At 40.5% G+C, this 12,442-nt stretch carries 14 protein-coding genes; 7 read left to right on the top strand and 7 right to left on the bottom strand.

Translation table 11 applies throughout. The features are described from left to right. The first annotated feature begins 29 nt into the window (after positions 1-29). The 3 genes from pheT to FEE42_RS02275 are packed head-to-tail and all read left to right on the top strand — an operon-like array spanning position 30 to position 3,260. Positions 30-2,417, top strand: coding sequence for a phenylalanine--tRNA ligase subunit beta (gene pheT, locus FEE42_RS02285; RefSeq protein WP_164027625.1), 2,388 nt, complete (start codon positions 30-32; stop codon positions 2,415-2,417). A gap of 4 nt (positions 2,418-2,421) precedes the next feature. Continuing rightward, positions 2,422-2,718, top strand: a complete 297-nt coding sequence (locus tag FEE42_RS02280; RefSeq protein ID WP_059366327.1) for an integration host factor subunit alpha — start codon at positions 2,422-2,424, stop codon at positions 2,716-2,718. A 50-nt stretch (positions 2,719-2,768) separates the two neighbouring features. Next, a complete protein-coding gene (locus FEE42_RS02275; RefSeq protein WP_164027624.1) occupies positions 2,769-3,260 on the top strand; it encodes a C40 family peptidase in 492 nt (163 codons plus the stop codon). A gap of 40 nt (positions 3,261-3,300) precedes the next feature. Here FEE42_RS02275 and metF read toward each other — a convergent pair whose 3' ends face one another. Continuing rightward, a complete protein-coding gene (metF, locus tag FEE42_RS02270; protein ID WP_059366325.1) occupies positions 3,301-4,185 on the bottom strand; it encodes a methylenetetrahydrofolate reductase in 885 nt (294 codons plus the stop codon). A 310-nt stretch (positions 4,186-4,495) separates the two neighbouring features. Between metF and rplM the strand changes: the two genes are divergently transcribed. The 4 genes from rplM (at position 4,496) to FEE42_RS02250 (ending at position 6,604) form a co-directional block, all read left to right on the top strand. Then, positions 4,496-4,924 carry a 50S ribosomal protein L13 gene (rplM, locus tag FEE42_RS02265; RefSeq protein WP_018355584.1) on the top strand — a complete coding sequence of 143 codons (429 nt, stop codon included), beginning with the start codon at positions 4,496-4,498 and terminating at the stop codon, positions 4,922-4,924. A 16-nt stretch (positions 4,925-4,940) separates the two neighbouring features. Continuing rightward, on the top strand, positions 4,941-5,333 hold the full coding sequence (gene rpsI, locus FEE42_RS02260; RefSeq protein ID WP_059366324.1) for a 30S ribosomal protein S9: 393 nt from the start codon (positions 4,941-4,943) through the stop codon (positions 5,331-5,333). A gap of 183 nt (positions 5,334-5,516) precedes the next feature. Continuing rightward, positions 5,517-6,155 carry a stringent starvation protein SspA gene (gene sspA, locus FEE42_RS02255; RefSeq protein WP_059366323.1) on the top strand — a complete coding sequence of 213 codons (639 nt, stop codon included), beginning with the start codon at positions 5,517-5,519 and terminating at the stop codon, positions 6,153-6,155. Further along, complete coding sequence (locus FEE42_RS02250) at positions 6,155-6,604, top strand: ClpXP protease specificity-enhancing factor (protein ID WP_059366322.1); 450 nt, start codon at positions 6,155-6,157, stop codon at positions 6,602-6,604. Before sspA ends, FEE42_RS02250 begins: the two co-directional genes overlap by 1 nt. 50 nt (positions 6,605-6,654) lie before the next feature. On the opposite strand, the gene trpA is transcribed toward FEE42_RS02250, so the two are convergent. The 6 genes from trpA to FEE42_RS02220 form a co-directional block, all read right to left on the bottom strand. Continuing rightward, a complete protein-coding gene (gene trpA / locus FEE42_RS02245; RefSeq protein ID WP_059366321.1) occupies positions 6,655-7,461 on the bottom strand; it encodes a tryptophan synthase subunit alpha in 807 nt (268 codons plus the stop codon). Then, on the bottom strand, positions 7,458-8,657 hold the full coding sequence (gene trpB / locus FEE42_RS02240; protein ID WP_135968593.1) for a tryptophan synthase subunit beta: 1,200 nt from the start codon (positions 8,655-8,657) through the stop codon (positions 7,458-7,460). The genes trpA and trpB overlap by 4 nt, the downstream gene beginning before the upstream one ends. A 24-nt stretch (positions 8,658-8,681) precedes the next feature. Beyond that, complete coding sequence (locus FEE42_RS02235; protein WP_059366319.1) at positions 8,682-9,440, bottom strand: SDR family oxidoreductase; 759 nt, start codon at positions 9,438-9,440, stop codon at positions 8,682-8,684. A gap of 65 nt (positions 9,441-9,505) precedes the next feature. Beyond that, positions 9,506-10,945 carry a bifunctional indole-3-glycerol-phosphate synthase TrpC/phosphoribosylanthranilate isomerase TrpF gene (gene trpCF, locus FEE42_RS02230; protein WP_164027623.1) on the bottom strand — a complete coding sequence of 480 codons (1,440 nt, stop codon included), beginning with the start codon at positions 10,943-10,945 and terminating at the stop codon, positions 9,506-9,508. 37 nt (positions 10,946-10,982) lie between these two features. After that, on the bottom strand, positions 10,983-11,990 hold the full coding sequence (gene trpD, locus FEE42_RS02225; RefSeq protein WP_164027622.1) for an anthranilate phosphoribosyltransferase: 1,008 nt from the start codon (positions 11,988-11,990) through the stop codon (positions 10,983-10,985). 39 nt (positions 11,991-12,029) lie between these two features. After that, a complete protein-coding gene (locus tag FEE42_RS02220; RefSeq protein WP_059366316.1) occupies positions 12,030-12,416 on the bottom strand; it encodes a tautomerase family protein in 387 nt (128 codons plus the stop codon). Positions 12,417-12,442: the final 26 nt, after the last annotated feature.

Genomic DNA, 12,442 nt, shown 5'->3' with positions numbered 1-12,442 from the left:
ATATAACAAATTTTAAAGGATAAAGAATAATGAAATTTAGCGAGCAGTGGGCAAGAGAATGGGTTAATCCGGCTGTTTCTACGGAACAATTATGTGATCAAATCACCATGCTAGGGCTGGAAGTGGACGGCGTAGAAAATGTTGCGGGTGATTTTACCGGCGTTGTTATCGGAGAAGTGGTTGAGTGCGCCCAACATCCTGATGCGGATAAATTACGTGTGACGAAGGTTAATATCGGTAGTGACAGATTATTAGATATCGTGTGTGGTGCACCGAATTGCCGTCAAGGATTAAAGGTTGCTTGTGCTACGGAAGGAGCGGTATTGCCGGGTAATTTCAAAATTAAGAAAACCAAATTACGCGGTCAACCGTCAGAGGGTATGCTTTGCTCATTTTCTGAACTTGGTATTGATATTGATGCTGAGGGAATTATAGAGTTGCCGCAAGATGCACCAATCGGCACAGATTTTCGTCAATATTTGAATTTAAACGATAAAGCTATTGAGATCAGTTTAACCCCGAACCGTGCGGACTGCTTAAGTATAGCAGGGATTGCCCGTGAAATTGCTGTTGTTAATAAACAGTCGGTAAATCGACCGCACTTTGACGTAGTGCCGGCAACAATTTCAGATAAAATTGATATTGAACTTGTCGCGCCGGAAGCCTGCCCGCGTTATTTACTTCGATTGGTAAAAAATGTGAATGTAAAAGCCGATTCACCGATGTGGATGAAAGAGAAATTGCGTCGTTGCGGTATACGTTCTATTGATCCTGTCGTTGATATTACAAATTATATTTTACTTGAATTAGGCCAACCGATGCATGCCTTTGATGCGTCAAAAGTTGTACAACCGGTACAAGTGCGTTTGGCAAAAGATAGTGAAGAACTGATTTTACTAGATGGCAACACGGCAAAATTACAATCAAATACTTTACTGATTGCGGATGCAAATGGCCCGCTTGCGATGGCAGGGATCTTTGGGGGACAAGCAAGTAGTGTTACCTCTGAAACTAAAGATGTTATTTTGGAAGCGGCCTTCTTTACTCCGCTAGCGATTGCCGGTCGACCAAGACAATATGGTTTACATACGGATGCGTCACACCGTTTTGAGCGTGGGGTTGATTTTGAATTAGCACATCATGCAATGGAGCGTGCAACGGCATTATTACTTGAAATTTGTGGCGGTGAGAGTGGAGCAATTAATGAGGCGGTAAATGAAGAATTTTTACCGAAAGTCAAAAAAATTCAACTTCATCGTGAGAAATTAGATGCTTTACTGGGGCATCATATTGAAACCGAGATTGTTACCGATATTTTTGAACGCCTCGGTTTTGATGTTCAATACGAAAATAATGTATGGACGGTAACCTCAGTAAGCTGGCGTTTCGATATTGATATTGAAGAAGATTTAATTGAAGAAGTTGCGCGTATTTATGGTTATAACAGCATTCCAAACAATGCACCGCTGGCACATTTGCGTATGCGTGATCATAAAGAAGCCGTATTGGATTTAACCCGAATTAAGACCGCACTTGTAGATTCAGATTACCAAGAAGCGATCACTTATAGTTTCGTTGATCCAAAAGTACAAAGTCTATTGCATCCTCATCAGGAGGCGCTAGCGCTACCAAACCCTATTTCCACCGAAATGTCGGTAATGCGAGTTTCATTGTTAAGCGGCTTACTCGGAGCAGTGCTATATAACCAAAACCGTCAACAAAACCGTGTTCGCTTGTTTGAAACGGGATTACGATTTATTCCTGATGCCGATGCTGAATTCGGCGTACGTCAAGAATTTGTATTAAGTGCGGTAATGAGTGGTACGACAAGTAACGAAAGTTGGAATAATAAAGCGGAATCAGTAGATTTCTTTGATTTAAAAGGCGATTTAGAAAGCCTGTTGTCTTTAACCGGAGTGGGAAATAAAGTACGTTTTGTCGCAAAAACTTTTGCGGCATTACATCCGGGACAATCTGCATCAATCGAACTGGACGGTAAAGAAATTGGCTTTATTGGTACGCTTCATCCATCAGTTTCTCAAAAATTGGGGTTAAATGGAAAAATAGTTGTATTTGAAATTTTATGGAACGCAATTGCAAATCGGAATGTCATACAAGCAAGGAAAATTTCCAAATTCCCGGCGAATCGCCGAGACTTGGCACTTGTGGTAGCGGATGAAATTGCTGCTGGTGATATCATTGATGCATGTAAGCAAGCTGGTGGGGAAAAACTCACTCAAGTGAATTTATTTGATGTGTATAAAGGTATTGGCGTACCGTCAGGTACAAAGAGCCTTGCTATCAGTTTGACGATTCAAGACAATGAAAAAACCTTGGAAGACGATGAAATCAACGCTGTAATTTCCGCTGTGTTAGATGAAGTTAAACAACGTTTTAACGCTGAATTAAGAGACTAAACCTATGACGCTTACAAAAATTGATATTACCGAATTTTTAATTGAAAAATATCGGTTACAAAAATTAGAGGCTAAGAACTTAGTGGATGATTTTTTTGAAGAAATTCGCTTATCTCTTGAATCTGGCTGTGATGTGAAATTATCGGGATTCGGTAATTTTGAATTACGTGATAAAGCTTCTCGTCCGGGACGTAATCCTAAAACAGGGGAAAGCGTACCGGTTTCAGCACGCCGTGTGGTGGCATTTAAACCGGGGCAGAAATTACGTACGAGAGTTGAAAAAGCGAAAATAAGTCGATAAATGAAAAGTGCGGTTATTTTTAGCCGCACTTTTGTTCTTTGAGATATAAAATGAGATCGATTGAAAGGTTACTTCTTGTTTTTACTACAATGCTTTTATTTGCTTGTTCTTCAGGGTATTCCGAAAAGGAAAATTATGCCATTAATTATAAAGGAAAAATTGATGATCCTATTATGGCAATTACGTTATTGAGCGAACAACAGTATGAATGGGCGGGAACGCCTTATGTATTAGGCGGAAAATCCAGACATGGAGTAGATTGTTCCGGATTTGTTCAAAAAACTTTTTTTGATCGTTTTAATATTGATTTACCTAGAACGACAAAAGAGCAGGCTAGACATGGAAAACTTATTCGTAAGGAAGACATTCAAACCGGTGACCTAATTTTCTTTAAAACAGGACGTGGGCCGAATGGTTATCATGTTGGGATCTATGTTAAAGATGGTAAATTTCTTCACACCTCCACGAAAGGCGGCGTTATTTATTCTTCGATGAATACACCTTACTGGACAAAAACGTTTTGGCAAGCAAGGCGAATTTAAAGGTAAAAAGTGCGGTTAATTTTAACCGCACTTTTGTTTTCTAGACTGACGGGCGAACGCCCAACATATGACAAATCGCATAGGTTAATTCACTACGATTAAGCGTGTAAAAATGGAAATCACTCACGCCTTCACTGGATAAAATCTTCACCATATCCATAGCAACACTTGCGGCAACAAGATTGCGGGTGGTCGGATCGTCATCTAATCCATCATAGGCTTTTGTTAGCCAACTTGGTATTTTCACATTGGTAAATGACGCCATTTTCTGAAGCTGCTTAAAGTTCGTTACAGGTAGAATACCCGGCACTATTTCCGTATCAATGCCAATAGACGCACAACGATCACGGAAGCGTAGATAACTATCAATATCAAAGAAAAATTGAGTAATAATATGGTTTGCACCTGCATCAATTTTACGTTTTAAGTTAATTAAATCCGCTTGCGCCGATTTTGCTTCCGGATGGACTTCCGGGTACGCGGCAACGGAAATATCAAAATCAGCAACCGATCGGAGTAGTGCCACTAAATCGGACGCGTAGAACGGTTTTTTATCATAACCTTTCGGTTCATCTCCACGTAATGCAACAATACGGCGGATACCGCTATCCCAATAATCTTGAGCGATCTTTTTCAATTCTTCAGAGGTGGCATCAATGCCGGTTAAATGAGGCGCAGCTTCTAACCCGGTTTCCTGTTTAATTGCTTTTACAATACCGTGTGTACGATCCCGTTCACCGGAATTTGCGCCATAGGTTACAGAGACAAATTTCGGTTTTAACACTTTTAAACGATGAATTGATTCCCATAGCAGATTTTCCATTTTTTCATTTTTAGGAGGAAAAAACTCAAAGGATACGTTGATTTTTTTATTAAAATCAGCAATGTTTTGATTTAGATTATTAATTTCTTTTGCATAGCTCATGGTGATTCTTCCTACGAATTAATTGTGTGATATGACAATAAATTAACTTTATTCATGAGTCAATTTTAATAAATTCATTAAAAACATTAATTATATTAATATTCGTAAGATAAACATAACTATGAAGATTTTTTACACAAAGAATTAGCATTTGACGGAAAAATATGTATAATATGCCGACCCTGTAAGTGCACGGATTCCCACCGTGCATTATTTTATCTGTATCACACTTGAAGGGGTGATGATTAAGATCAATGGTTGTGTTTCATAGAAACACTGGGTATCAAACTTAATTTTTGGTAATTAATTAATGAAAACTTTTGTAGCAAAACCAGAAACGGTAAAACGCGACTGGTATGTAGTAGATGCGACAGGTAAAACTTTAGGTCGTTTAGCTACTGAATTAGCACGTCGTCTTCGTGGTAAACACAAGGCAGAGTACACTCCGCATGTAGATACCGGTGATTACATCATCGTTATCAATGCAGATAAAGTGGCGGTAACAGGTCGTAAAGAAACAGATAAACTTTACTACTGGCACACCGGTTATGTAGGTGGTATTAAACAAGCGACTTTCAAAGAGATGATCGCTCGCCGTCCTGAAGCGGTGATTGAAATTGCGGTTAAAGGTATGTTGCCAAAAGGACCATTAGGTCGCGCAATGTTCCGTAAATTAAAAGTGTATGCGGGTAATGAACATCAACACGCGGCACAACAACCACAAGTATTAGACATTTAATCACGAGGTTTAGGATATGGCAGAGAATCAAAACTACGGCACAGGTCGCCGCAAAAGCTCTTCAGCTCGTGTATTTATTAAACCGGGCAGTGGTAAAATCACTATCAACCAACGTGAGTTAGACGTGTATTTCGGTCGTGAAACTGCACGTATGATTGTACGTCAACCTTTAGAATTGGTTGAATTAACCGACAAATTAGATCTATACATCACTGTAAAAGGTGGTGGTATTTCCGGTCAAGCCGGTGCAATCCGTCACGGTATTACTCGTGCATTAATTGAATACGATGAAACTTTACGTCCTGCTCTTCGTGCAGCCGGTTTCGTTACTCGTGATGCACGTCGTGTTGAACGTAAAAAAGTGGGCTTGCACAAAGCACGTCGTCGTCCACAATACTCAAAACGTTAATTTCTTATTTTCGTTTCAGAAGCAGGGAAATATCCCTGCTTTTTTTATATTTATAAAATCATGTAACTTTATGAAACTAAAGAAAAAGTCAGATTTATTTGGCAATATAAAGCGGATTTATGTTAGAATGTCCAACCTTTTTTAAGAAAAATAATATAGCATTTTGAATCTTCGGAGGAATCAATGTCCAATGCATCAAGTAAACGTTCTGTTATGACTCTTTTCTCAAATAAAGATGATATTTACTGTCATCAAGTGAAAATTGTATTGGCGGAAAAAGGGGTGGCTTATGAAAATGAAGAAGTTAACCCGCAAGCATTATCGGAAGATTTAATGGAATTAAATCCTTATGGCTCTTTGCCAACATTGGTTGATCGTGATTTAGTATTATTTAATTCACGTATTATTATGGAATATCTTGATGAACGTTTCCCTCATCCGCCGCTTATGCCGGTTTATCCTATTGCAAGGGGGAAAACTCGTCTTTTAATGTTGCGTATAGAGCAAGATTGGTATCCAACTTTAATGAAAGCGGAAAAAGGCAATGAATCGGAACGTGCGGAAGCATTAAGACAGTTAAAAGAAGAATTATTGGCTGTTTCGCCTATTTTCCAACAAATGCCTTATTTTATGAGTGAAGAATTCAGTTTGGTTGATTGCTACATCGCCCCATTACTATGGAAATTAAAACAATTGGGTGTAGAATTTACCGGTGCCGGCAGCAAAGCTTTAAAAGGCTATATGGATCGTGTATTTAGTCGAGATTCCTTTTTACAATCCGTAGGTGAGGCTGCGCCTAAGAACCTGATGGACGATAAATAATGGAATATAAATCCTCTCCAAAACGACCTTATTTATTAAGGGCTTATTATGACTGGTTGAGCGATAATGATTTTACGCCCTATTTGGTTGTGGATGCCACATATTGGGGCGTAAATGTACCTGCCGAATATGTCAAAGACGGGCAAATTGTGCTGAATCTCTCGGCAAGTGCCACGGGAAACTTGCAACTTACGAATGATTTTATTCAATTTAATGCGCGTTTTAATGGCGTGGCTAGAGAGCTTTATATCCCTATGGGAGCCGCACTTGCGATTTATGCTCGGGAAAATGGTGATGGTGTAATGTTTGAACCTGAAACAGTTTATGATGAATTAAACCGTCAACCACAGTCTGATCAGCCGAGTAACTTTACCGAAGCGGTTGATAAACCAAAAACCAATAAAAAAGTTCCGGCAAAATCGGCTTCTCATCTAAGAATTGTAGATTAAGATAAAAACAGAAAATCACCCGTATTTTAGAAAGTGCGGGTGATTTTTTATTATTTTGTTGCCGCTTTCATCAGCTGAACAAACTCAGCGAGTTCAACTAAACATTTTGTATGATTGCCCAAATTAGATTCGATGATTTTTACGGTTGCAGAACCTGAAATCGCACCGGCAGCGCCTAATTGCAAGGCTTCTTTCACTTGATTGGGTTGTGCAATGCCGAAACCTTGTAGAATAGGGGGCGCATTATAATGTTTCAATTGTTCCACAAGTCTGTCTAAATTTGTTGCGTGAGCTTGATTTTCAGCACTGGTAACACCGGCACGGGAAACCAGATAGGTGTAACCCTCGCTATTCTCCGCCACACCTTGTACGGTTTTTTCATCAGCATTTGGCGGGCAAATAAAGACAGGTTGAATACCGTATTTTTTCGCGGCTTGAATATACTCATTCTTGGCTAATAGAGGAATATCGGCGACTAACACAGCATCCACTCCGACATCGGCACAGTGTTGATAAAACCTATCAAGCCCTTTGGCAAAAATAAGATTGGCACAAAGTAGTAAACTAATTGGAATCTCAGGATATTTTGACCGCACTTTTTTAAGTAATTTAAAGCTGTCCTCCGAGCTATGTCCGGCATTTAATGCACGATTATTGGCTGCTTGAATAACAGGCCCGTCTAATAGCGGATCAGAAAAAGGAAAGCCTAATTCAAGGGCATCGGCACCATTATCAATAAGCGTACTAATAATCTCAAAAGAATGGTCAAAAGTAGGATCACATAGGGTTACGAAGGGAACAAATGCACCTTCATTTTTTGCTTTGAGTTCGGCAAATTTAGCGTCAAAACGGCTCATGATTTGATTCCTTTTTCGGTTAAAATTTTGTCCACAGTGAAAATATCTTTATCACCCCGTCCCGATAAATTCACCACAAGAATTTGTGCTTTATTCGGTTCTTGATGAATCATCTTAAGTGCATACGCAAGAGCATGTGAACTTTCTAACGCAGGAATAATACCTTCGTGTTTAGCGAGTTCTTGGAACGCATTTAAGGCCTCATCATCGGTGATAGAGGGATATTCCGCTCGCCCAATGCTTTGTAAATAAGCGTGTTGAGGCCCGACAGAAGGGAAGTCCAATCCCGCAGAAATCGAATAAGATTCTTCAACCTGCCCGTCATCCGTTTGCATTAACGGCGATTTCATTCCGAAATAAATGCCGACTTTAGCATGCCCTAGCGGTGCACCGTGTTCGCCCGTTGCAATGCCTTTGCCTGCCGGTTCTACACCGATTAAACGTACATTTGGTTCATCAATAAAATCGGTAAACATACCTATCGCATTGGAACCGCCCCCAACCGCGGCGATAACCGCATCGGGCAAACGGCCTTCTTTTTCCAAAATTTGGCGTTTGGTTTCTTCACCAATCATTTTTTGGAATTCACGTACAATGGTTGGAAAAGGGTGAGGGCCGGCTGCCGTACCGAGCAAGTAGTGGGTATTTTCATAATTTGCCGACCAATCACGCATTGCCTCGCAACAAGCATCTTTTAATGAACAAGAACCTTTCTGCACAGGCACAACTTCAGCTCCCATTAAACGCATACGGAATACATTAGGGGATTGGCGTTCCACATCTTTTGCTCCCATATAAACACGGCAGGGCATATCAAGCATTGCACAAGCGAGAGCTGTTGCCACACCGTGCTGACCGGCTCCGGTTTCTGCAATAATACGGGTCTTTCCCATCCGTTTGGCGAGCAAAATTTGCCCAAGAACTTGATTGGTTTTATGTGCGCCACCATGCAAAAGATCTTCGCGTTTAAGATAAATTTTGGCTTTTGTTCCCTTTGTTAGATTGCGACAAAGGGTAAGTGCGGTTGGCCTGCCGGCATAATTTTTGAGTAAATCTTGAAATTCATGTTGAAATGCCGGATCATTTTTCGCTTCAACAAACGCTTTTTCTAATTGCTTAAGTACAGGTACGAGAATTTCCGGTACATACATACCGCCAAACTCACCGAAATACGGATTTAATAACATCTCTGACATTGTGTTTGTGTTCCCTTATTATGATTAGTTTGAATTTCTTGCGACATTGAGCGGAGCAAAAGTTTGCGCCGTAGGCATGACTTCAATACGATTAATATTGACATGTTCAGGTTGTTGATTAAGCCACAGTACAATATTTGCAATATCTTGCGCGGTAACATACTGAACATTTTCATAAACTTTTTCAGCACGCTCGTCATCACCTTTAAAGCGAACATTCGAAAACTCAGTCCCGCCGCATAGCCCCGGTTCGACATTGGTCACACGAATATTTTTACCGGCAAGATCGGCACGCAAATTTAAACTAAACTGTTTTACGAAAGCTTTTGTTCCACCGTATATATTTCCGCCGGGATAAGGATAATTCCCGGCAATCGAGCCTAAATTGATAATATGCCCCGTATTGCGTTCGACCATTTGAGGTAGCAAAAGGCGGGTGATCGTTACAAGACCTTTAATATTGGTATCGATCATTTTTTCCCAATCATCAAGATTTGCGTTATCGGCTGTTTCTAAACCGAGGGCAAGACCGGCATTATTAACAAGCAAATCAATATTACGCCATTCGATAGGGAGAGATTGGATAGCTTGTTGCGTTTTTGTACGATCAGAAATATCAAAAGCAAGAGGGAAAAATTGTTCACCAAGCTCGGCATGAAGAAGAGTTAAACGTTCAGTACGGCGACCGCTACCAATAACAAGGTAACCTGCGCCCACTAAAGTACGGCAAATTGCTGTGCCAAAGCCGGCTGTCGCACCGGTAACGAATGCTATTTTAGACATAATTACCTCCTAGTAGGGTATCAGAAATTTATATTACACACTTTATAGTGCTTAACTAAAAGTAGTTATATTGTATCGAAAATTTTTTCAAAAACCGACCGCACTTTGTTTTCATCTTTTACGCCGGGTGAATTTTCTACACCGGAGTTAAGATCGACACCTAAACAACCTTGTTGTCGTGCAAGAACAATATTTTCTGGAGAAATGCCGCCGGCAAGGATGATTTTGTGCTTAAGGTTTTCAGGAATGAATGACCAATCAAAGGTTTTACCCGTACCGCCTTGTTGATTTGTGGTTTGGCTATCAAAAATATAGCGGGCAACATTTAAATCGTCTGTAAAATTAACCGCACTTTTTTCATCAATGTTGATTGAGACGGCTTTCCAAATTTGGCAGGTTTCGGGTAATTTACCGCGCAGCTCGGTGATAAACGCCGGCGTTTCCGAGCCGTGTAATTGCACCGCATAAAGTTGCAATTGTTGAGCTATTCTAACGATAAAATCCGCCTCTTGATTTTGAAACACGCCTACAAAACGAAGCGGAGCGGCGGTGACTAATTCTTGAGCCTGACGCAAACTCACCGCACGTTTTGAATGTTCAGCAAAAATTAATCCGCCATAAAGTGCTCCGTTTGCATAAACGGTTTTAACATCTTGGGTGCGTGTTAAGCCACATACTTTGTTTTCACCGAAAATCACCGAACGAACAGCATTATTTAAATCAGTACTTCCCATTAAACTACTGCCGATTAAAAATCCCTGTGCAACTTTTTGTAATTGACGGATTTGCTGATGAGTATAAATACCGGATTCGCTGATGATGCGAACATCCTCCGGTATGCGATCTGCATATTTTTCCGTTAATTCGACTACACGATTTAAATCCACGGTTAAATCATGCAAATTACGATTATTCACACCGATAATCTTCGCACCTAACAATAAGGCACGCTCAAATTCCGCTTCATTACCGGTTTCGGTTAATACCCCCATTCCCAAAGAATGAGCAAGATCTGCCAACACGCGATAGGTTTCATCATTCACCACTGAAAGCATTAATAAAATAGCATCGGCTTGATAATAACGGGCAAGATACACTTGATATTCGCTGATTATAAAATCTTTGCAAAGCACCGGTTGGCTCACGATATTTCGCACTTGAGGCAAAAATTCAAAATCGCCTTGGAAGTATTTTTCATCCGTCAGCACAGAAATGGCCGACGCATAATGTTTATATACATTGGCGATCTCATCTAAATTAAATTCAGCCCGAATCAATCCTTTCGAGGGTGAGGCTTTTTTACATTCCAAAATATAAGCAGGCTTTTGCTGTGTGCCTTTTGCTAGTGCGTCATAAAAAGAGCGGTCAGATTTTGTAACGTTTTGTTGAAATTCACTAAGCGGAAATTCCTTTTCTTTCACTTTCACCCATGCGGCTTTGTCTAGCACGATTTTTTGGAGCACCGTAGCGGAATTAATTGGTTTTGAGAAGTCTTGTGTAATCATCTTATTTTTCTTTTATGACTAAAAATGGTGGTTAATTTCAGAGTGAATATTTTGTTAGTTTTTGCAATGTTTCAAAGGCTTTGCCGCTTGCCAAGGTTTCCAACACGTTTTGAGTATTTTGTTTAAGGTCGTTATAGCCAAATAATTTGAGCAATAACGCCGTATTTGCTGCGATAGCATTGGCTTGTTCCGGTTTACCGCTACCTTGTAAAAGAGCGGTCAATATTTTGGCATTTTCTTGTGGTTCGCTACCTCGTAAGCTTTCTAATGATTGCATTTTTAAGCCAAAATCTTCCGGTGTTAGTGTGAAATATTCAATCTTACCGTCTTTGACTTCTGCGACTTGTGTTTCACCGTGTAATGCGACTTCATCCAAGCCTGAACCATGTACGACAAAGCTATGCTGATGACCAAGCGCCACCGCCGTTTCTGCATAGGTTTTGACTAATTCCGGCGTATAGACGCCAAGCAGGTTGTAATTCGGTCGGGCAGGGTTAATAAGAGGGCCGAGAATATTGAAAATTGTGCGGGTTTTTAGTGCGGCACGAACGGGGGCAACATGACGAAATCCTGAATGATATTGTTGTGCAAATAAAAAACAGACACCGATTTCATCGAGGGCTTGGCGGGCGCTTTCCGGTGAAATATTGATATTGACGTTCAATGCAGTTAATACATCACTTGCACCGGATTGGCTGGAAACGCTGCGATTGCCGTGTTTAGCGACTTTTACCCCCATTGCTGCCGCAACAATACAACTTGCGGTGGAAATATTGATCGTATTTTGCCCATCGCCCCCTGTGCCGACAATATCGGCAAAAGGGTAGTCGGGGCGTGGGAAAGGTTTTGCATTTTGTAATGAAGCCGCTACTGCACCGCTAATTTCCTCAACAGTTACACCACGAACTTTTAAGGCAATCAGCATGGCGGCAATTTGTTCATTGCCGAGTTCGCCTTGCATAATGTCATTAAAAAGCATGCTACTTTCTGAATTTGAAAGAGGATTTCCGTTATAAATTTGTTCTAATAATTGGTTGTGTTGCATGGTTTTTCCTCAGTTTGTTATTGGTTTTTTGAGCCTTTACTAAACGTAAATGTCATAATCCAAATCCCTTGCTTCATCGCCTGTCATACCACGGAAGCCCCAGCAGTGTGCCGGTTGTTCTTTAATGGTAATCTCGACATCATGAGCGCGGATACCGAGTTTGTATTCAAGCTCGCTGAATAGCATTTTTATTAAGCGTTTTTTGGTGCCTTCCATTCGACCTGCCATTAGATTAATTTCAATGACGGTATAATCATCACTACGATCGAAAGGGTAGTAAAAATCTTCTTTTTCTAAGCCCAAAAAGCGAATAGCGTGTTTTCCTTTGGGAATATCTAACCCCAAGTAAAGGCTATTGTAAATGACATCCGCCAGCATTTCTCGGCGTGCTACAAGTTTGGATTTTAATCCGAATACAGTAATCATATTGTTTTCCTTAGGTTGTAGAAGAG

Origin of the sequence: Rodentibacter caecimuris, assembly GCF_010587025.1 — a bacterium.
Taxonomy (GTDB): domain Bacteria; phylum Pseudomonadota; class Gammaproteobacteria; order Enterobacterales; family Pasteurellaceae; genus Rodentibacter; species Rodentibacter caecimuris.
Note: the sequence above shows the minus strand (reverse complement) of the source record. Positions and strands in the feature narration are given on the sequence as shown.